This window comes from Streptomyces sp. NBC_01775 (assembly GCF_035917675.1).
In the GTDB taxonomy this organism is placed as follows: domain Bacteria; phylum Actinomycetota; class Actinomycetes; order Streptomycetales; family Streptomycetaceae; genus Streptomyces.
In genome coordinates, this window is sequence record NZ_CP109104.1 from 2,639,612 (window position 1) to 2,660,331 (window position 20,720).

The 20,720-nt window shown below is 71.8% G+C and carries 12 protein-coding genes; 3 read left to right on the forward strand and 9 right to left on the reverse strand.

Translation table 11 applies throughout. From position 1 onward, the window contains the following. Window positions 1–4 precede the first annotated feature (4 nt). From OHB04_RS11790 to eccB, 3 genes are all read right to left on the reverse strand, one after another. Entirely contained in the window at window positions 5–493 is a 489-nt protein-coding gene (locus tag OHB04_RS11790) for a hypothetical protein (protein WP_326807425.1), read from the reverse strand. Window positions 494–654: 161 nt separating this feature from the next. Then, window positions 655–1,875 carry a type VII secretion-associated serine protease mycosin gene (gene mycP / locus OHB04_RS11795; RefSeq protein WP_326692686.1) on the reverse strand — a complete coding sequence of 407 codons (1,221 nt, stop codon included), beginning with the start codon at window positions 1,873–1,875 and terminating at the stop codon, window positions 655–657. 201 nt (window positions 1,876–2,076) lie between these two features. Next, window positions 2,077–3,600 carry a type VII secretion protein EccB gene (gene eccB / locus OHB04_RS11800; RefSeq protein WP_326687633.1) on the reverse strand — a complete coding sequence of 508 codons (1,524 nt, stop codon included), beginning with the start codon at window positions 3,598–3,600 and terminating at the stop codon, window positions 2,077–2,079. Between the two features lie 232 nt (window positions 3,601–3,832). On the opposite strand from eccB, the gene eccE reads away from it, so the two are divergent. The 3 genes from eccE (at window position 3,833) to OHB04_RS11815 (ending at window position 10,155) form a co-directional block, all read left to right on the forward strand. Then, window positions 3,833–5,206, forward strand: a complete 1,374-nt coding sequence (eccE, locus tag OHB04_RS11805) for a type VII secretion protein EccE (RefSeq protein WP_326687634.1) — start codon at window positions 3,833–3,835, stop codon at window positions 5,204–5,206. Then, window positions 5,206–5,913, forward strand: coding sequence for a hypothetical protein (locus OHB04_RS11810; RefSeq protein ID WP_326687635.1), 708 nt, complete (start codon window positions 5,206–5,208; stop codon window positions 5,911–5,913). Before eccE ends, OHB04_RS11810 begins: the two co-directional genes overlap by 1 nt. 336 nt (window positions 5,914–6,249) lie before the next feature. Then, window positions 6,250–10,155 (forward strand): SCO5717 family growth-regulating ATPase, encoded by a 3,906-nt coding sequence (locus tag OHB04_RS11815; RefSeq protein WP_326807426.1) that lies wholly within the window; start codon window positions 6,250–6,252, stop codon window positions 10,153–10,155. 132 nt (window positions 10,156–10,287) lie between these two features. Here the strand turns inward: OHB04_RS11815 and OHB04_RS11820 are convergent, their stop codons facing one another. The 6 genes from OHB04_RS11820 to infB form a co-directional block, all read right to left on the reverse strand. Beyond that, on the reverse strand, window positions 10,288–11,241 hold the full coding sequence (locus OHB04_RS11820; RefSeq protein WP_326687637.1) for a bifunctional riboflavin kinase/FAD synthetase: 954 nt from the start codon (window positions 11,239–11,241) through the stop codon (window positions 10,288–10,290). A 178-nt stretch (window positions 11,242–11,419) separates the two neighbouring features. Then, a complete protein-coding gene (locus OHB04_RS11825) occupies window positions 11,420–15,193 on the reverse strand; it encodes a serine protease (RefSeq protein ID WP_405805786.1) in 3,774 nt (1,257 codons plus the stop codon). 429 nt (window positions 15,194–15,622) lie between these two features. Then, window positions 15,623–16,579: a tRNA pseudouridine(55) synthase TruB gene (truB, locus tag OHB04_RS11830; protein WP_326807428.1), complete on the reverse strand. Its 957-nt coding sequence runs from the start codon at window positions 16,577–16,579 to the stop codon at window positions 15,623–15,625. A gap of 3 nt (window positions 16,580–16,582) precedes the next feature. After that, window positions 16,583–17,131, reverse strand: coding sequence for a 30S ribosome-binding factor RbfA (rbfA, locus tag OHB04_RS11835; RefSeq protein ID WP_326687640.1), 549 nt, complete (start codon window positions 17,129–17,131; stop codon window positions 16,583–16,585). A gap of 24 nt (window positions 17,132–17,155) precedes the next feature. Beyond that, window positions 17,156–17,452 carry a DUF503 domain-containing protein gene (locus OHB04_RS11840; RefSeq protein ID WP_326687641.1) on the reverse strand — a complete coding sequence of 99 codons (297 nt, stop codon included), beginning with the start codon at window positions 17,450–17,452 and terminating at the stop codon, window positions 17,156–17,158. A gap of 122 nt (window positions 17,453–17,574) precedes the next feature. After that, the gene (infB, locus tag OHB04_RS11845; RefSeq protein WP_326807429.1) at window positions 17,575–20,712 is read right to left on the reverse strand and encodes a translation initiation factor IF-2; all 3,138 of its coding nucleotides are present in this window, start codon (window positions 20,710–20,712) and stop codon (window positions 17,575–17,577) included. Window positions 20,713–20,720: the final 8 nt, after the last annotated feature.

Consider the following 20,720-nt stretch of genomic DNA (forward strand, 5'->3'; position numbering starts at 1 on the left):
CCCGCTACTGATCCACCGCTGTGCTGCCGTCGCCGGACTTGTCAGACTGTTTGCCCCCACCGTGGTGATGGCCCTGTTTGCCCCCACCGCCGTGGTGGCCGGGCTCGTCCGCCCCCAGCCGCTTCTGGATCTGCCAGAACTCCCGCCGCTGGTCGGCGTCCACCTTGTCCAACTCCCCGTTGGCGGCCAGCACGGCGACGCCGAAAGCGACGATCTGATCCTCAAGATCCTTTGAGAGCTGCGTCAGAGACGTGTGCACCGTCTTGTAGCGCTGGTAGAGCGCATCGGCCTCGCGGAACTCACCCGAGCCGCTACGGAGAGCCGCCTCGGTGAACTGTTTCTGTTCCATCATCTTGCGTCCGCCGGGCGACTTCTCCAGTTCGCTCAAGGCGTCGTCGATCTTCTTCTTGAACTTCTTCAGGACGTCTTCGCCGCCGCGGCGCAGGTCCGACTTCTTGCCCGACCCACCACCTGAGCCCCCCGGCTCTGCCATGTCGTCCTCCCCGTCCGTCCACCCGTTACGGCCCGTGCAGCGCGCAGTGCGCCGAGAGTCACTTTAGCCACACCATACGTCTGTTCCAACTGCAAATCAGCGGCTCTCAGTTGGTCGCAACACGTATGTGACACACGTATGTGACACACACATCTTTTCTATCAGCCACCACTGTCAGCCGACCCTCGCCGGCGGCGCCAGTCACGGTAGATGAACGAGGTGCCGGCGACGACCGCGACCAGAGTGCCGCCTCCCACAAGGACGTAGGTCCCGAGCCTCTCGTTCCGTTCTTGCGGGGTTTCTCCCATCTGGAGTTTGGCCGGTGTCGGCTTCTCCCCTTTTGCGATGCCTTCCTTCGCCACCGGGCGGTTGATGCGGTGGTCGTCCTCGGTCAGCGCGCGGACGGGGTCGACCACACCCCAGCCGACCAGACGGTCGTGGCCCGGGACGGAGCGCTCGGCGGTCTGCTCGATCTGGGCGACGATATTGCGCTGCGTCCATTTGTCGGCGCCCTTGTTGTGCTTGGCACGAAGCAACGCGGCGACTCCGGCAACATACGGCGCCGAGAAGCTGGTGCCGTTGTCGGCGCAGTGTCCGCCCTTGGGGACGGTGGAGATCATGTCGACGCCGGGCGCCGCCACGCCCACGAAATCCCCGGACTGGGAGAACGGCGCCCGCTCGTTGTTGCGGTCGGAGGAAGCGACGGCCAGGACACCTTCGTAGGAGGCGGGGTACGTCTCCTTGACGTTGCCGCCGAGCCCGTCGTTGCCTGCGGAGGCGACGACCACCACGTCCTGCTCCAGAGCCCGTTTGACCGCGAGTTCGAGGCTGGATTCCGACCGAAGGGCCTCGGCGGTGTCCTGGGAGATGTTGATGACGTCGGCCCGAGCTTTGACGGCGTAGTCGATGGACTGCGCGAGTGTGTCGGCGGTGCCGCTGCCGTTGGAGTCGTTCTGCTTGATCGGGATGATCGTCGCCTTGGGGGCGAGGCCCACGAAGCCGGTGTTGTCGGCCGGACGGGCGGCGATGAGGCCGGCGACCTTGGTGCCGTGGCCGACATCGTCGGTGGTGCCGTTGGACTTGCCCCGGGGCTGGGCCCGTCCCGACTCGTCCTTCTTGAGCTTCTTGGGAAGCAGATTCTTGCCCGCCGAGGCGTCGACGGCGTCCTTCAACTGCTCGTGTTCGGTGCTTACTCCGGTGTCGATGACGGCGACGCGTACTCCGGCGCCCTGGTTCGTCCCGCGCCACAGCTCGTTCAGCAGGACTCTTTGGAGTGCCCAGGGGCGGCCCTTGTACGGCTTGGAGGGGAAGCTGCACTGGCTGGCTTCGTCAGCGGCGGCGGGCGGCGCTGTGGCGACTGTGACGGTCAGGATGGAGGCCATGACGGCGGTCGCTGCTCCGAGGGCGGCCAGCCGCCGCACGCCGCCCCTGCTCCTGCGCGTGCCGGCCCGCGTCCTGCTTGTGCGGGCATCCGTAGGCGCACGCGTTCCGGTCGTTCCAGTCGTACGCCCGGCGGCGGCACCGTCCGGCACCGTGCCCGCGGTCTCGTGTGTGCTCCGTTGCGGCATCGCTCTCACCCGCCCTCAGGAGCCCTGCGGCTGGCGTGCGCTGCCGGTCGACAGACGGGGGCCCGTCGGCAGGAAGGCGGCCCACTCGGCGGGGACGTGTGCGGGTTTGACCCTCTCGTAGCCGAGCCGCCGCTGCGCGTTCTTGTCCTCCTGCTGCGCCTGCTGTTCGGACTTGCTCTTCTTGTCCTTGCCGATATCCGAGTCGTCCCGGTCACTGTCGAGGTTGGACTGCATGGCGTAGCGCAGTCCGGTGTCGGTGACGAGGAAGACGCCGCCATCCTTGGTGTTCCGTCCCTTGAACTGGCGGAAGAGCTGGCCGGTGCCGGGGGTGACGTAGGCGCTGGTGGAGCCGGAGGGGACGTCTTCGGGGAAGTCCTTGCCGGACCAGGTGCTGAGCGTGGTGACGCCCTTTTTGCCCTTGACGTCGCGCAGGACGTTGCAGGCGACGTTGCGGCTTCCGGAGCGGGTGCCGGCGGAGTTGATCGCGTGCCCCTTCTCCTCCGGCCACTTCAGCGAGGCTCCGAATTCCTGGTAGGTGGGAGAGAAGGCGCTCGCGTTGACCTCTTCCGCCTGGTTGTTCTGCTTCAGGGGCTCCAGCTGCGTGGAGGAGAGCAGAAGCTGGGCCATGAAGTCGGTGACAGGCATGACCTTGCCGCGCAGCACCACGTAGTGCTGCATGTGATTGCCCGCCGGCGCCTTGATGACCGTGCCGATCTTGTTGGTGTTCGGATCGAGGCCGGAGATGCCCGCCTCCTCCCCCACCGGCTGGGAGATGCGCGGGAATCCGATGTGGGAGCCGGTGTGCAGAGTCGCCAGCCACTGGCGTGAGACACGCTGCGGCTTGCGGTTGTCGGCCAGGATGCGCTGGAGGAGTTCGTTGTTGGGCATCCGGTACTTCGTTCCCGACTTGTCCACCATGTACAGCCGGTCGTCGGGGCCCTGTACGAAGAGCAGCTCTCCGCCCTCCAGCCGGTTCTTCCCCTCGACCTTGTGCTCGTCGCGCTCGGCCAGCACGAAGGATGCTTTCTGGACGGCGCGGTCGCCCTGACTCGGACGCTCGCAGACGGCCCAGCGCTTCTTCTTGCCCGCCTCCCCCGGGTCGGGGAGCCGGTCGGGGGCGTACGGGATGCCGATGGTCGGACCGTGCGGGATGTCCCCGTTGTCCAGGATCTTCTCGTCGATCTCCTCGACCTTGCCCTTGCCCGGGTCGAGGAGCAGCTTGGCGGAGGCGAGATTGAGCACCGGATGAAGCTGCTTTTGCCCGTCGGTCATCAGCACCACGTAGCGCGTGGTCGACTCCGAGCCGATGATGACCTTCTCCTGGGGCTGGTCCCAGCCCTGTGGAGCCTTGGGTTTGAACATGCCCCAGGCTCCGAAACCCACCAATATCAACGCTCCGACGATGACTCCGGGAAGAAAGCCGCGCATCGGCCGGGGGGCGCCCTCTTCGGTACCTGTCGGTGAGGGCTGGAGAAATGCCGCAACCAAGCGCTTCTTCGCGAAGGTGTAGGCATTGAGCTCATCGCGCCGTGATGCCATGAGTGAAAGACGCTCCCCTGAAGTGCCTGCTGTCCCCTGTTGGTCCCGCTCGGTCCGGGCGCCCGGCCACGCCCTCCCGCGGGGCTCCGCACCACCCTGGGACGCTGCCGATTGTCGGACCGGGCACCTACTATGCCGGTTGGGGATCGTGCTCCGCTGCTCCGGTATCGTGATCGCCCACCCAACGCCCCTGACGAGTGGGGTGAATTCGGACATGAGGGGGCCTTCTCAGATGGGATCTGCGACGCGGGCGCGGGGTGCTGCGGGCACCGCGAGGCGCCGTGGGCCTGCCGGGCCCGGGCGCCCGGGGGCCGCCACACCCGCCGCGAGGGCGCCGCGTCCCCGGGTCCCGGCCTCCACGACACTGCGCACCGAATCCCGCACCAGTCGGCTCGGGCCGTTCCAGTTGCAACAATTCGTGCTGCTGGAGCTGGCTGCCGCCGTGCTGCTGATCGCCGCCGCCGTCGACCGGCTGATGCTGGTGCCCGCAGCCGTGGTCGCGGCCGTGCTCGTCCTGCTGGCGTTGCTGCGCAGGCACCAGCGGTCGCTCCACGACTGGGGCGGGACGCTCATGGCGCTGCGCGCGCGCAGACGCGCCGCCGCCCAGCCCCTGACGCCCTCGATGGTCCTGGACGACGAGGGCGAGAGGGTGAACGCCAGCTTCCTGCCGGTGGTGGAGTGCGCGCCGGGGCTGCGGACGTACGCGTATCTCGACAAGAAGCGGCGCACCATCGGCATGCTCGGTGACGGCACGTTCCTGACGGCCGTCGTACGGATCGAGGCCAGGTCCAGCGCTCTTCGTCCCGCCTTCGGCACACGCGCCCTTCCGCTGGGGCTCATGCACGACGCCCTGGACGTGGACGGCATCGCCCTGGAGTCGGTGCAGATCGTCCAGCACGTCCAGCCCGCCCCCGCACCTCACCTGCCCGAACAGTCGGTGGCCAGGAGGAGCTACGGCCCGCTCCAGGAGCAGACCGGCTCGCCTGCCCTGCGCCTGACGTGGGTGGCGCTCAAGCTCGACCCCGAGCTGTGCCCGGAGGCCGTCGAGGCGCGTGGCGGCGGTCTGGACGGCGCGCAGCGCTGCCTGGTGAGAGCGGCCGACCATCTGGCGAGCCGCGTGACCGGCGCCGGTTTCGTCTCGACGGTGCTCAACGAGGAAGAGCTGATCTCCGCCGTCGCGACCTCGGCCTGTGTGAGCCCGATGGCGACGGCGCGCGCGAGCCGACCGGATGCCGCACCGGCACGGCGCACCGCCGAGTCCACCCGCGCCTGGCGGTGCGACGACCGCTGGCACACCACGTACGGAGTGGGCCGCTGGCCGGAGCTGGGCCGGGCCGCCACGCCGCTGCCACGGCTGGTGGCACTGCTGACCTCGGTGCCGACGCTCACGACCACCTTCAGCCTGACGCTGGGCCGATCGGCGCGCCGCACGGCGGTGACGGTCAGCGGTCATGTGCGGCTGACCGGCCGGTCGGACAACGAGCTGGCCGCGGCCCGGCGGCATCTGGAGCGGGCCGCGCGCTCGGCCCGGCTGGGGCTGGTGCGGCTCGACAGGGAGCAGTTGCCCGGCGCCCTCTCCACTCTTCCGCTGGGAGGTACCCACTGATGGCCGCCAGTTCTCACCCCCAGGGCCTGCTGGGGCCGCGCCGTTCGGCGCACGCCCTTCCGGCCGACCACTTGGCCGCGCTGTCCCTGCCCATAGGGGACGACGGCGTGGTCGTCGGGAACGACTCGGAGGGCCGCCCGCAGGTCGTGGGCTTCCACCATCCGGTCGCGTACGACGTGCTGCTGATCGGGGGCCTGTGGACGGCGCAGGTCCTCGCGCTGCGCCTGGCCGGGACGGGCGCCCGCGTCGCGGTGGAGACCGGCCGCGCCCATGTGTGGACGACTCTGGTACAGGCCGCAGGCGCGGGCCAGGAGTGCATCTCGCTCTACGACGTGGGCCGGGTGCCGCCCATGGGGGCCACCGTCGGCAGCCCTGTGCTGGTCATCCGGGACTGCGGGATGCGTCCGCCGCGCGGCCGGGTGTCGTCGATGCCGTGGCAGTCGGTGCTGACGCTGCTGCCGTATCTCAGCCCGGTGGCACCCCGGTTGCTGCGCAGTTCGTCGCTGGTGGGGATCCAGCGGGTCTCACCGGATGAGGCACAGCACATCGGCCGCATCATGCAGCTGCCCCACCAGGAGGTGGAGGCGCTGTCCACCCTGGGCGACGGCGTCACGCTGTGGTGCACGCGGCACGACCGGCAGTACGCGCTCACACAGCCGACAGACGCGGAATCCGGCCTGCTGGGCACGGCACGCCGGCTGGACTGAGGCCGGTTGAGGGCCGGGCTGAGGGCCGGTCCGACAACGGAGGTGACGGTCGGGCGCGGCCACAGTGCACACTGGGCGGAGCGGCCGTCGGACAACGGCAGTTGAGCGGGAAGCGACCACTGAGGCGGTTGGGGTAGATTCGCCCGAAGTTCGTCGCCCGCTTCCGCTTGCGCCGCACACGGGCGGAGTTGGAAGGTTCGGTCGAAGGGCACACTTCCTTCCCCTTCCGCTGGCAGGACCGAACTGCCGTATCGGCAGTCGCGATGATTAGGCTTGACTGACGTGCGTGGGCTGGCGCGCGGCAAACCGGGGTGAATGACCACAGCAGGAGGCATTGTGAGCAGCGATCGGGACGAGATCCGCGTCGGCGGGACCACGCCCGGCTCCGATCGGCTCGAGGCGGAAGACGTTGAGTCCGAGACGGAATCGACGGGGCAGTTCACCATCGATTACACACCTCCGGCCTGGTACACGCAGGACGCGGGCAGCCAGCCCGAGGGCACTCCGGTGAGCGCCCCCGCCGAGTCCCCCGACAGGGGGTACGACGCGGGCTACGGATCCGGTTACGGCCGGGACGGCGCGTCCGGCTACGGCGCGGGGCATGGCTCAGGATTCGGCCCGGACCCCGCCTCCGGATACGCGGATCCTGCCTCCGGTCATGGGGCCCCTTCACCGGATGCCCCGGTCTACGGCACGCCCTACGACAGCGCCCGGCCGTCGGCCGCCCCGACCGCGCCGCCGCCGGCCGAGGTCCCGCAAGTGCCCTCCGCCGAGCCGGAGGCGCCCGCACCAGTCGCCGACTTGCCCGCCTTCCCCTCCCTGAAGCCCTTCGGTGAACAGCGGGAGGAGCGGGAGCCGGGCGGTGTACGCGAGCCGGACGGCCCCGGCGGTCCGGATGCCGGGGCCCCGAGCGGTGAGGGCGGCGTACTCGGCCCTGACTCGTTCGGTGCGGACCCACTGGACGGGAGCTCCCTGAGCGAAGGCTCGTCGCGCTTGGGCACACCGGGTGCTGACTCCCCCGGCCCCGCTCCGGATGCCGACTCGTTCAGCCCCGCTCCGGATGCTGACTCCTCCGGCCCCGCTCCGGATGCCGACTCGTTCAGCCCCGCTCCGGATGCCGACTCGTTCAGCCCCGCTCCGGATGCCGACTCGTTCGGCGACTCACCAGACGGGGACTCCTTCAGCAACTCACCGGATGCCGACTCGTTCGGCATGAGTTCATGGCGGCCGGAGTCCGTCACTTCGGACGCGCGGAGTTCCGAAACACCTGAACCGCCCTCCTACGAGCCGGAACCGCACTCCTTCTCCGAGCCGCACGGCGAAGACGAGCAGGAGCACACCGGATCCCCGGTGGATCTCCAGGACGACGAGAGCGCCGTCCGGACGCCCAGCTTCCGTACGGGGCTGGACGAGCCGGAAGAGGACGCTCGCGACGAGGCGGCGGACGCCGACGGGGACGAGCGGGACGAGGACAACGGCGGGGACGCGGAGGACGCCGACGCGCTCCCCGGGCTCGACGGGGAGACCGACGAGCCGGAGGCCGACGGACCCGAAAGCGGCACTCAAAACGACAGCGACAGCGACAGCGCAGACAGTGCCCCCAAGGGCGCTGCCGATATCGAGGACGGCGCCACCATGCGCTTCTCGGCTGCCGCCCTGCGCCGTGAGATGGCCGCGTACGCCGAGGCCGAGGCGGAGCGCGAGCGTGAGGAGGCCGCCGCAGCGGATGAGGCCTTCCCCTCCCCCGCAGCGACCGACGACAGCCCCTCAATAGCCCCCACGACCGTCTCGGCCGCCTCCACCACGGTGGAGGACGAGCCCAGGGACGACTTCGGCGATACGTCCGATGACGAGCCGTCAGACTTCGTGCCCCGTACGAGCTTTGAGGCGGAGGAAGGCAGCCCGGAGCCGCAGGACGCCATCCCGGCCGCGTACGACTTCGACCTGGAGTCGCCCTCCGAGGAGCGCCGGATCGCGCACGCCCCACCGCCTCCGGCTCCCTCCGAGCCCCGCGATGCCGAGCCCCGCGATGCCGAGCCGCAGGACGCCGTACCTCCGCACCCGCTCTCTCCCGCAGCGCCCCAGCAGGCCGCGCCGTGGCCCACCACTCCCGCCGAGGGGAGCGGCAACACGGCCGGGGGCGGACTGCCGCCGCTGCCGCCGGACTTCCAGCCCGCTGCCGCGCCCCCGCCGCCAGGTACGCCCTGGCCCGCGACCGGCTCGCAGCAAAGTAGTGGTCCACAGCCCCCGCAGCAGACGCCCCAGACGCCGCAGCCCCAACAACCCCAGCCCCAGCCCCAGGCGCAGGACCCACAGGGGCCGGGCGCGCTGCCGTCCGCCGGACAGGGCAGCTATGGGTACCCGCAGACGGCTGTACCCGGCCGGCAGCAGCCGGGGCAGGCACCTCCCGGCCAGCCCCAGCAAGGCCAGCCCCAGCCAGGACAGCCGCACCCCGGCCAGCCGCAGGCGGGACCCGGTGTGCCCGTCCCTCCGGGCGGCACTCCCCCGCCCTCGGCTCCCCAGGAACAGCAGTTCCCGCAGCAGGGCGGTCAGCAGCCCGCCCTGCCCGCAGCGCCCTACGCGCCGCAACAGCCCCAGCAGGCCCCGCCCACAGCGCCTTCGCACACGCCCAACGTCCCGCACGCCTCACAGCCACCCCAGCTCCCCCAGGGCCAGCAGGGACCACAAGGCCAGCAGGGCGCCTACGGTTATCCGCAGCAGGGCGGCCAGCCGCAGGACGGCGCCGCCATGCCCCCCTCGTCCGTGCCTCCCGCGCAGCCGCAGGCCGGTCAGCCCCAGCCCGGGCAGGCTCCCCCCGGCCACGCACAGCCGGATCAGCACCCCCAGCCCCTGCCCCAGTACGACCAGCAGGCCCACCCCGGACAGGCCCACCCCGGACAAGCACGCCCCGGACAGGCACAGCCCGGCCATCCGGGCCAGGCGCAACCCCCGGCCCCGGCCCAGCCCCAGGCCCAGAACCCCGGTCAAGGCCAGGCCCAGCTCCCCGCGGGGGCGCAGCCGCAGCCAGATCCCCAGCCGCCCGCCCAGACGCACGCCCCGCTCCAGCCCCACCCCGGTGCGGTCGATCCGCGTCGGATGGACCAGTCGGGCTCTCCGCTGGGCTACACAGCCGCAGTTGAGCTGTCCTCCGACCGGCTGATCAACAGCAAGAAGAAGCCGCGTCCGCAGAACCCGAACCGGGGCCCCAACCGCTTCCGCTTCGGCGCCAAGAAGGAGGAGGCCGAGCGGCAGCGCAAGCTTGAGGTGATCCGCACCCCGGTGCTCTCCTGCTACCGGATAGCGGTCATCAGCCTCAAGGGCGGCGTCGGCAAGACGACGACCACTACGGCGCTGGGCTCCACGCTCGCGACCGAGCGCCAGGACAAGGTCATCGCCATCGACGCCAATCCCGACGCCGGTACGCTCGGCCGCCGCGTGCGGCGCGAGACGGGTGCCACCATCCGGGACCTGGTCGGGGCGATCCCGTACCTCAACAGCTATATGGACATCCGCCGGTTCACCTCGCAGGCCGCCTCAGGGCTGGAGATCCTGGCGAACGACGTGGACCCGGCGATCTCGACCACGTTCAACGACGACGACTACCGCCGCGTCATCGACGTGCTGGGCAAGCAGTATCCGATCATCCTGACCGACTCCGGCACGGGTCTGCTCTACTCCGCGATGCGCGGAGTGCTGGACCTCGCCGACCAGTTGATCATCATCTCCACCCCCTCCGTCGACGGTGCCAGCAGCGCGAGTACCACGCTCGACTGGCTGGCGGCGCACGGATACTCCGACCTGGTGCAGCGGAGCCTCACCGTGATCTCCGGGGTCCGCGAGACAGGCAAGATGATCAAGGTCGAGGACATCGTGTCGCACTTCGAGACGCGTTGCCGCAGTGTGGTGACCATTCCGTTCGACGAGCACCTATCGGCGGGCGCCGAGCTGGACCTGAGCCTGATGCGGCCAAAGACCCGTGAGGCGTACTTCAACCTGTCAGCGCTGGTCGCCGAGGACTTCGTCCGCGCCCAGCGCGAGCAGGGCCTGTGGACGGCCGACGGCAACCCGCCCCCGCAGCTGGCCCCGCCCATGCCGGGTTACGGCGGACAGCCGGGCCAGTCGGAGCCCGGCCAGATTCCGGGGCAGCAGGCGCAGCCGCCCCAGCAGGCCCAGCCGCCGTACGGGACCGGGGGGATGACCTATCCGCAGCCGCCTCAGTCCGGCGGCGGCTGGCAGCAGTAACACCGCATGAGCGGAAGCAACAGAAACAAAGGAGGGGCCCGGCGGACACGATCCGCCGGGCCCCTCCCCTGTTGTCTCCTGCGGCCGGCTGCCTGCTTCGGCACAGTCCGGCGCCGGCGGCGCTGCCGGGCGTCAGCTCCGCCCCGCGTCAGCCACCGAGATCAAGTCCCTGGCCCGGTCGACGTCCTGCGCCATGCGGGCCTTGAGCGCGTCCAGGGTGTCGAACTTCTCCTGGCCCCGGATGTAGTCCAGGAAGTCGACCTCGACGTGCAGCCCGTACAGGTCCAGGTCCACCCGGTCGATGGCGTACGCCTCAACCGTGCGCTCCGTACCCTCGAACTGCGGGTTCGTGCCGACGGAGATCGCGGCGGGCATCGCCTCGCCCTCCACCGTCAGCCAGCCCGCGTACACGCCGTCCGCGGGGATGGCGGTGTGCGGCAGGGTCTCCACGTTCGCCGTGGGGTATCCCAGCTCGCGCCCGCGCTGTGCCCCGCGCACCACGACGCCCTCGACGCGGTGCGGCCTGCCGAGGATCTCGGCTGCCTTTCGCGCCTCGCCCTCGGAGATCAGGCGCCGCGTCAGCGTCGAGGAGAACGGCTCACCGCTCTCCGCGCGCTCGAACAGGTCGACGACGACCACGTCGTAGTCGTACGTGCCGCCCAGCTCGGCCAGCGACTCGACATTGCCCGCCGCCTTGTGGCCGAAGCGGAAGTTGGGGCCTTCGACGACGCTGCGGGCGTGCAGCTTGTCCACCAGGACCTTCACCACGAAGTCGGCCGGCGACAGCTTGGAGAAGTCCGAGGTGAAGGGCAGCACCAAGGCCGCGTCCACCCCGAGGTCCGCCATGAGGTCGGCCCGCCGGTGATGGGGGGCGAGCAGCGGGGGGTGGCTGCCGGGGCGTACGACCTCGCTGGGGTGCGGGTCGAAGGTGACGACGACGGCGGGGACGTCCAGCTCCCTGGCGCGCTCCACCGTCTTACCGATGATGAGCTGGTGCCCGCGGTGCACCCCGTCGTACGAGCCGATGGTGACGACGCTGCGCCCCCAGCCCTCGGGGATGTCCTCCAAGCCACGCCAGCGCTGCACGTCCTGCTCCTCGCCGATACCTAGTTAGCCAGTGCCTGAGCCGATGGTGATGACGATGGTTCTCGCCGGTCCAAGGGTGCCATGCCGCACACCCGTGCCCGGCACGGACCCACCTCAGGCCGGACGGGCGGCCGGGCGGGACACCGGCAGGGTCTGGGGCCGGGGGCGGCCCCCGCGCCTAAACGCGGGCATCCAGCGCATCACACATACGGCGGGCGCTCGGCCCCACCACCACCGCCCAGGCATCCGGTGCGCCGGTCGCCCACGCCCGGACGGCCGCCGCGAAGCCCGGCAGCTCGCGCGCGAGGCTCACCAGGGCCCGGTCGAAGCAGGCGGCGCCCTGCGGCGTGACGGCCATCCGCAGCCCGATGCGCCGCACCAGCTCCCCTTCGGGCCAGCATCCGACCTCAGCGGCAGCCCCTGCCCCTGGAGCCCCGGTGTTCCCCTCTCCCCCGGATGCCGCGGACCTTCCGCCTCCCCCGGATGCCGCGAATCTTCCATCTCCTCCGGATGCTTCAGATTTTCCGGCCCGCCGCTGCCGCCCGCCCCGCACCACCGCGTCCAATGCCGTCTCCAGGACCGGCAGCTCGTGCTCGGCCGCCAGCAGAAGGTCCAGCAGTTCATCGCGCAACGGTCCCTCTCCCGCGCCGAGCACCCGGGCCAGGCTCGCCCTCAGCGGCGCCTCGTGATCGCGCAGCAGATCCGCCACCAGGGGGCGCAGCACGGCTCGGGCGGCTGGACCGTGCCCCAGCCTGCGCCCCACATAGCCGGCGACGGCCTCCTTGGTGCGGCCGGGGCCGAGGGCGGCGTGCTCGCGCACCAGAACGGCGGCGCGACTGGCCAGCGCCGGCGTACGCACTTGTGCGAGAGCCCACAGCGCCTGCCCCTGTGCGGCCTCCGAGGAGGGCATCGGCTCCGCCAAGAGCGCGTGGAAGGCCGCGAACACCGGCTCCGGATGCGTGACCAGCGCCGTGCCCAGCGCGGCGGCCAGCTCCGGGTCGCCCGTCTCGGCGAAGCGCTGGAGCGCGGCGTCCACGTACCGCGTACGGCTGACGGGGTCCCGTACGAGCAACGCCAGCGCCGCGTCACCCAGCACGGAGTCACCACGGTGGCGCAGCAAGGAGAGCGCGGCTCCGCGCAGCGGTTCGCGATCGGCGTCGGTACGGACGCGGCGCGCGGCCCGCAGCCCATAGGTGGCCGCCGCGTCCCGGCGCTCCTCGCGGGTGTCGCGCGCCCAGCGGTCGACGGCGCGGCAGACAGCCGAAGGCTCGTCGAGCACCAACTCTCCGAGCAGTTCGTCAGCGTGCGGGTGCGCCGCCTCGATCAGCGCCTCAAGCAGCTCGTCCAGGGCGCGGCCCCGGTGGGTGTACAAGAGCGCCTGCGCCGCGGTGGCCACGGTCGGAGCCAGGGCGCCGTCCCCCTCCTCGCGGTCCGTACGCTGCCGCAGGGGACGCGGGTCGCTGAACCACTCGCACAGCAGCGGCTGTACGGTCGCCGGCTCGGCCGCGAGCAGTTCGCCCAGCACGTCGAGGAAGCGGTCGCCCGTCACGGCATCCGGACAGCCGGGCAGGGGCCCCTCCCCGAACGGCGCGTCCGCCGGGAGCAGGAGCCGCATCAGCGCCGCCTTGTCGGCCACCGGCAGGGGAAGCCGCCGCCAGAACCACGGCCCGAAACCGGAACGCGGCACGCTCCCAGGACCCGGCACGCTTCCGGCACGGAGAGCGCCCCCGGCCCCGGCCCCGGATCCGGGGCCTTTCTCTGCCGCTTCCTCCGGCGCGACGTATCCGGCGAGGGCGCGCAGCACCCCGGTGTACGGGCGCGCGTCCGGCACCCGCAGCAGGGTCTCCCCCAGCAGATGCGCGGCCCACCACACCGCCTCGTCCCCGTCGCCGCCCTCGGCCCCGTCAGCGCCCTCCTCGCCGTCGCCGCCTCCGCCTTCGCCCCCGCCCCCGTCGCCGTCCCCGTCGTCGTCCCCGCGTGCGGAGGCGGCCCCGAGGGCCCCGGCCAGCCGTTCCAGACGCGGCGCCAGCGCCTCGGGGCCGTCCCTGCGACCGCACAGCAGGAGCGACTCCACCACCGGGCCGATGCGGTGGCGCGGGACGGGCACGAGAGCTGTGGCGCTCCTGTGGTGCACCAACGCGTCCAAGGCGACGTCCAGTTCGAGGTGGCGGCCCTGGAGCCAGTCGGCGAACTCCTCGTCCGCGAAGCGGTATCCGTCGCCCGCCGGGGCGAGCGCGCCCTCCGCGAGGACGGCGGAGGCCCAGCCGCCGCTCCAGGGGAAGATCTCCTCGAACACGGCCGGTTTCAACTCCCCCTGCCCCGGGCCCAGACAGCGCCGTGCGGCCTCGTGGAGCTGTCCCGCGACCCGCGCCGCCAGCCGTCGGACGGCCCCCGGCGTCCCTGCCTCCGGCCGCTCTCCCGCCCCCAGGCGGAGGGCGATGCGCAGGCAGAGCAGATCCAGGTAGGCGGAAAGGATGTCCGCCCGCGCGGGGTGCGGCGCCCGCACCGCCGAGCCACCCTGCGCGGCCCGCACCTGGGCCAGCATCCGCATCGCCAAAGGGTGTCCCTCGTCCCCGGGCGCGAGCGCCCCGTCCGGCAGCCCGTAGGACGTGCGGGCGCGTGCGGCCTCCCGTTCGGGCAGATCGCCGATCCGTACGCATGCGGCCAACGGCTCTCCCGGCGACTGCCGCAGGGCCGTCCCCGCCCCGGTGCCCGTCGCCTCGTGCAGCATGTCCCGGGGGAACAACGCCCCGGCGTGCTCCCAGTACTCGGGACGGCAGGCCACGGCCATACGGGCACCCGCGGCACGCAGCCAGCTCGCCGTGCCGGTGGTCCATCGGCGCAGTCGGTGGGCGAGTTGGGGCGGCATCTCCTCGGGAGAGTCGAGGAGGACGAGCAGCGGGCGGCCCGCCGCACGGGACACGCGCGCGATCACGTCGGGGTTGGCCTCGTGGGGGTCCCCCACCGGGCGGGTGCCCAGGCCTGCCGTTTGGTGGGAGGCGGCGACGACGCGGCCCGCCGTGGCCAGGGCCCGCCCCACCGCTTCCCGTACGCTGCCGTCGACGTCGCGCAGGTCGGCGCCGCGCAGCCATACGGTCGGCGCGGGCGCCGCGCCACGGGCCCGCCGTGCGGCGAACGCGGCGAGTTCGGTCGTACGGCCCGTGCCGGGGTCGCCTACCAGCCCGAGGACGGAGGCGGCTCCGTTCGCGAACGTATCCAGGACAGCGGCGATGTCGGGCCTGGTCACCGCGTGCGCGCACCGCTCCGCCGCCGGCCCGACGGAGGTCGCCGTCAGCTGGAGCGCCCCGGCGAGGTTCAGATCGGGTCCAAAGCCCGGCAGGCTCGCGCCGTTGCGCCGCAGGAGCACTCCGAGCGGCCCCTCGGGCGCCAGCACCCCGGCCGCGTACAGCGGCACGGCGAAGGCCGAGGTGCGGCCGGGGGCGTGCAGCGCGGTGCCCAGGACGCCGAGGACGGCGCCGGTGGCAGCGTCCAGCACGGGTGCTCCCGACGCCCGCCTGCTGAGCCGCAGTTGGACGCTGGCGGCCTCGGGCAGCGCCAGCTCCAGCACCTGTTCCAAGGGGTGGTAGCGCTCGGTGGAGGTGTAGGTGGCGGCGGTGGTGCCGACGAGTGTCGCCTTCAGTGGCTCGTCCGTCCACAGCTCGACCGTGCCGCCGCCGGGATGCGCCCGATCGCCGCCGATCACCAGCTCCGCGAGCCCCAGCCCCTGGGTGCGGATCAGCGCGAGGTCCCACTCGGGAAGCGGCGTGATGTCGCCGATCTCGGCCAGACAGCTGCGCTCGCCCGCGTGGACGACAGCCCGGACCAGCCCGTCGACCGCTTCATGGCTGGTGACGAGGGTGCCGAGGTCATCGGCCTGGAAACCGGTGCCCCTCGGCCGTCCCGCCAGATCACAGATGCGCACCAGCGTGGGTCTCCCACGCACCGCCGACATTGCCCGAACCTCCACGCTGGCCACCCCGCATTCCCGACCGTAGAGCGGAGTTGATCAGCGGCGACAGGCCATGCGGCGAACGCGCCCCCGTCCGCGCCCATGATTCACTCCAAGCGCCCGCACATTGGGGTGAAACGACGCCCACAAGTGGATATAGAGATCTCGGGGATCGGGAGGGGGAGGAACGTGGGGCGGGCGCCCACAGGTGGAGTTCGGGCGCCCGGGGCGTGCGCACGAACGCCCGGCGCCCGCCGCACGCTCACCCCGGCCCAGAGCCCGAAGACGAAGCCCGCCCGCACCTGAAGACGGCTCAGCGGAAGATCGCGCGAGCGAAACCGCCCAAGGCAGGACCGCTCAGGCGATGACCGCCCGGGCCAAGACCACCCGGGCGAAGCAAGCTCAGCCCCAGCGAGCTCGGGCGAAGCAGGCTCAGACGAAGACGGCCAGGCTCTTCGCCTTGCCGTCGCGCTCCTCGACCAGCGCCACGAACCGCTCACCGGGCCCGAAGACCGCGACAGGCCCCCCGGGCGCCCCGGCCTCTCCGGGCTCCCCCTGCTTCGTGAACCCCGCCGGCATCCGCAGCTGCGCGCCGTTCCCGATCAGCCGAGCCTGCTCCTCATCGACGTCCCAGCGGAGGAACGCCTCGGCGGCTGCCTCGCTCAACGGCAGTACGGGGAGCGGCTCTTCGCCGTCCACGCGCTCCTGGAGCTGCTCCAGCGTGTGCGCGCCGTCCAGCCCGTACGGGCCGACCCGGGTGCGGCGCAGCGCCGTCAGATGGCCGCCTGTGCCGAGCGCCGATCCCAGGTCGCGGGCGAGCGCGCGCACATACGTGCCGGACGAGCACACGACGGAGACCAGCAGATCGGTGACGGGTGTGCCGTCCTCCGCCGTCTCCTCGCGCAGGTCGTGCACCTCGAACGAGGAGACGGTGACCGGGCGTGCGGCCAGCTCGACCTCCTCGCCCTCGCGCACCCGCGCGTAGGCCCGCTTGCCGTCGACCTTGACGGCGCTGACTTTGGAGGGGGTCTGGAAGATGTCGCCGGTGAACCGTGCGACGGCGGCGTCGACGGACTCCCGCGCGAGGTCCTTGGCACCGGCCGAGGCGGTGAACTCGCCCTCCGCGTCCTCGGTCACGGTGTCCTGGCCGAGCCGGACGGTCGCGACGTACTCCTTCTCGGTCAGCGCGAGATGGCCGAGCAGCCGGGTCGCCCGCTCGGTGCCGAGGACGAGCACCCCGGTGGCCATCGGGTCGAGCGTTCCCGCGTGTCCCACGCGCCGTGTGCGTGCCATGCCGCGCAGCTTGGCGACGACATCGTGGGAGGTGAACCCGGCGGGCTTGTCGACAATGACGAGCCCGCCCGGGCCGTTGTCTCTCTTACGTGCCACGGCTCAGGCGCTCTCGTCCTTGCCGCGCACGTCCTTGCCGTCCGGGTCCCCGCCGGAATCCGCCGCCCCGCCGTCGTCCGCCGCCTCGATGTCGTCGGTCCCGTCGGCGTCCTCGGCTTCGTCGGCGTCCTCGCCCGGCTTGCGGTACGGGTCGGCCTCGCCGGCGTACGAGGCGCCGGAGGAGACCTTGCGCACCTCCTCGTCGGCGGCCCGCGCCCGTGCGAGCGCCTCGTCGATCGTCTTTGCGTTCTCCGGCAGGGCGTCCGCCACGAAGGTCAGGCTCGGCGTGTGCTTGATGCCCGCAGCCGCGCCGACGGCGGAGCGGAGGACGCCCTTGGCGCTCTCCAGACCGGCCGCAGCCGCCTTGCGTGCCTCTTCATCGCCGTAGACGGTGTAGAAGACCGTCGCCTCCCTGAGGTCACCCGTGACCCTGGTGTCCGTGACGGTCACATGTGTGCCGAGCCGCGGATCCTTGATACCGCGGTACAGCTTTTCCGCGACCACCTCACGGATGAGGTCCGCCAGCCTCTTCGCCCGCGCATTGTCGGCCACTGGTCCGTCTCCTTGCTCATGCGCTCATTCGTCATCATCGCTGTGGATCCGCCGTCGTACCGACAGCAGCTCCACCTCTGGCCGCGCCGCGACAAGCCGCTCGCAGCGGTCCAGCACTTCCGTGAGGTGCCCCGCCTCGCCCGAGACCGCCGCGAGGCCGATGCGGGCCCTGCGGTAGAGGTCCTGCTCGCTGGTCTCCGCCACGCTGACCGCGTACTTGCGGTGCAGCTCGGCGACGATCGGGCGGACGACGGAGCGCTTCTCCTTGAGCGACCGTACGTCGCCGAGAAGCAGATCGAAGGACAGCGTCCCTACGTACATACAGTGCGGGTCATGCCACCCGGGGGGCCTGAGAGGTACGAGTCCCTGGAACCGTACACGCAACGGCCGGGGCCGATCGACGGAATTCCTTCCGCCGACCGGCCCCGGAACGAAACCACGGATCAGCCGCGGGGCTTCTCCCTCATCTCGTACGTCGCGATGACGTCGTCCACCTTGATGTCGTTGAAGCTGCCGAGGTTGATACCGCCCTCGAAGCCTTCGCGGATCTCGGTGACGTCGTCCTTGAAGCGGCGCAGGCCCACGATGTTGAGGCTCTCCGCCACGACCTTGCCGTCGCGCACCAGGCGTGCCTTGGTGTTCCGCTTGACCTCGCCGGAGCGGATGAGGACACCCGCGATGTTGCCCAGCTTGGACGAGCGGAAGATCTCGCGGATCTCCGCCGTGCCCAGCTCGACCTCTTCGTACTCCGGCTTCAGCATGCCCTTCAGGGCCGCCTCGATCTCCTCGATGACCTGGTAGATCACCGAGTAGTAGCGGACGTCGACGCCCTCGCGCTCGGCCAGCTGCGTCGCGCGCCCCTCGGCGCGGACGTTGAAGCCGATCACGATCGCATCGGAGCCGGTCGCCAGGTCGATGTCGGTCTCGGTGACCGCACCCACCCCGCGGTGCAGGATGCGCAGGTCGACCTCTTCGCCGACGTCGAGCTGGAGCAGCGAGGACTCCAGGGCCTCGACCGAACCGGACGCGTCGCCCTTGATGATGAGGTTGAGCTGCTGCACCTCGCCCGCCTTGAGCACCTTGTCCAGGTCCTCCAGGGAGACGCGGCGGGTCCGCTTGGCGAAGGCCGCGTTGCGCTCACGCGCCGCGCGCTTCTCGGCGATCTGCCGGGCCGTACGGTCCTCGTCGACCACCAGGAAGTTGTCGCCGGCGCCCGGGACGTTGGTCAGGCCGAGCACCAGGACGGGGGTCGAGGGACCCGCTTCCTTGATGTTCTCGCCCTTGTCGTCGAGCATCGCGCGGACCCTGCCGTAGGCGTCGCCCACGACCATGGTCTCGCCGACCTGGAGCGTGCCGCGCTGGACCAGCACGGTCGCCACGGCGCCGCGGCCACGGTCGAGGTGGGCCTCGATCGCGATGCCCTGCGCGTCCTGGTCGGCGTTGGCCCGCAGGTCGAGCGAGGCGTCCGCGGTCAGGACCACGGCCTCCAGCAGCTCCTCGATGTTCAGCCCCTGGCGCGCGGAGATGTCGACGAACATCGTGTCGCCGCCGTACTCCTCTGCCACCAGGCCGTACTCGGTGAGCTGGCCACGGACCTTGGTCGGGTCCGCGCCTTCCACGTCGATCTTGTTGACCGCGACGACGATCGGGACCTCGGCCGCCTTGGCGTGGTTCAACGCCTCGACGGTCTGCGGCATCACGCCGTCGTTGGCCGCGACCACGAGGATCGCGATGTCGGTGGACTTGGCGCCGCGGGCACGCATGGCGGTGAACGCCTCGTGACCCGGGGTGTCGATGAAGGTGATCTTGCGCTCTTCACCGTTCACCTCGGTCGACGCCTGGTAGGCACCGATGTGCTGGGTGATGCCGCCGGCCTCGCCCTCGATGACGTTGGTCTTCCGGATGGCGTCCAGAAGGCGCGTCTTACCGTGGTCGACGTGGCCCATGACGGTGACCACCGGAGGCCGCGCCGTGAGCGCTTCCTCGCCGCCCTCGTCCTCACCGAACTCGATGTCGAAGGACTCCAGCAGCTCGCGGTCCTCTTCCTCCGGGCTGACGATCTGAACCGTGTAGTTCATCTCGTCGCCGAGGAGGTGCAGGGTCTCGTCGGAGACGGACTGGGTCGCGGTGACCATCTCGCCCAGGTTGAACATCACCTGGACCAGCGACGCCGGGTTGGCGTTGATCTTCTCCGCGAAGTCCGTGAGCGAGGCACCACGCGACAGCCGGACGGTCTCGCCCTTGCCGCGCGGCAGCATCACACCGCCGACGGACGGCGCCTGCATCTGCTCGTACTCCTGGCGCCTCTGCCGCTTCGACTTGCGGCCACGGCGCGCGGGGCCGCCGGGGCGGCCGAAGGCGCCCTGTGTGCCACCACGGCCACCGGGACCGCCGGGACGACCCGCGAAACCAGGACGGCCACCGCCGCCACCACCGGGACGGCCGGCGAAGCCGCCACCGCCACCGGGACGACCGGCACCGGGACCGCCGGGACGACCGGCGAAGCCGCCGCCACCGCCGCCGGGACGACCAGCGCCGCCACCGCCACCGGGACGGCCGCCACCGGCGCCGCCGCCAGGACCACCACGGCCCGGACCGGGACGCGGGCCCGCCGCGGGACGCTGCGGCATCATGCCCGGGTTCGGACGGTTACCGCCCCCCGGACGCGGGCCGGCGCCGCCGCCCTGCGGGGCCTGCGGACGGGGCATGTTGCCCGGCGTCGCACGGCTGCCACCCGGCGCCTGCGGACGCGGACCGCCCTGGCCGCCGGATCCGCCCTGACCCTGACCGGGCTTGGGCGCACCGCCGGGCTTGGGACCGCCCTGACCGGGCTTGGGGGCACCGCCGGGACGGGGCGCCTGGGGGCGCGCCATGCCGGTGGAGCCACCGGAGGTGAAGGGGTTGTTGCCGGGGCGCGGCCCGGAGGGACGGCCACCCGGCTTCGGGGCGCCACCCTGGCCCGGCTTGGGGGCCTGGCCGCCCTGGCCACGACCGCCCTGGCCCTGGCCCTGACCCTGGCCACCCTGGCCGCCGGGGCGAGGTGCCTGGCCCGGCTTGGGGCCCTGGGGCGCCTGGGGCGGCTTGGGCGCACCGGGCTTCGGGGCGCCAGGGGCCGCGGGCGGCGCCTGGAACTCCGGCCTGGCCGGGGTCACCGGCTGTGCGGGACCCGGCCTGGGTCCCGCGTCGGCGGCAGGCTTGGGAGCCTCGGCGGGCTTGGGGGCCTCGGCGGGGCTGGGAGACGTGCCCTGGGCGGGGCCCGGGGCGGGAGTTGCCGGGGCCTCCGGAGCCGGCTTGGGGGCACCGGGCTTCGGTGCTCCTCCCGGCTTGGGGGCCGCGCCGCCACCCGGCTTGGGTGCGGCGGTGTCGGCTGCCTTCTTGGGCGCCGCGGGCTTCGCGGCGGACTTCTTGGCGCCTGCGGCACCGCCCGCCTCGAACGCGTCGGACAGTTTGCGGACTACCGGCGCCTCGATCGTCGAGGACGCCGAACGGACGAATTCTCCAAGTTCTTGGAGCTTGGCCATGACGACCTTGCTCTCGACTCCAAGCTCCTTGGCGAGCTCGTATACCCGGACCTTAGCCACTTCGCTCC

Bases quoted from the DNA above. Each gene is read 5' to 3' on its own strand.
- OHB04_RS11790 (WP_326807425.1), bottom strand. From the start codon at position 493: ATGGCAGAGCCGGGGGGCTCAGGTGGTGGGTCGGGCAAGAAGTCGGAC.
- mycP (WP_326692686.1), bottom strand. From the start codon at position 1,875: ATGGCCTCCATCCTGACCGTCACAGTCGCCACAGCGCCGCCCGCCGCC.
- eccB (WP_326687633.1), bottom strand. From the start codon at position 3,600: ATGGCATCACGGCGCGATGAGCTCAATGCCTACACCTTCGCGAAGAAG.
- eccE (WP_326687634.1), top strand. From the start codon at position 3,833: ATGGGATCTGCGACGCGGGCGCGGGGTGCTGCGGGCACCGCGAGGCGC.
- OHB04_RS11810 (WP_326687635.1), top strand. From the start codon at position 5,206: ATGGCCGCCAGTTCTCACCCCCAGGGCCTGCTGGGGCCGCGCCGTTCG.
- OHB04_RS11825 (WP_405805786.1), bottom strand. From the start codon at position 15,193: ATGTCGGCGGTGCGTGGGAGACCCACGCTGGTGCGCATCTGTGATCTG.
- OHB04_RS11840 (WP_326687641.1), bottom strand. From the start codon at position 17,452: ATGTACGTAGGGACGCTGTCCTTCGATCTGCTTCTCGGCGACGTACGG.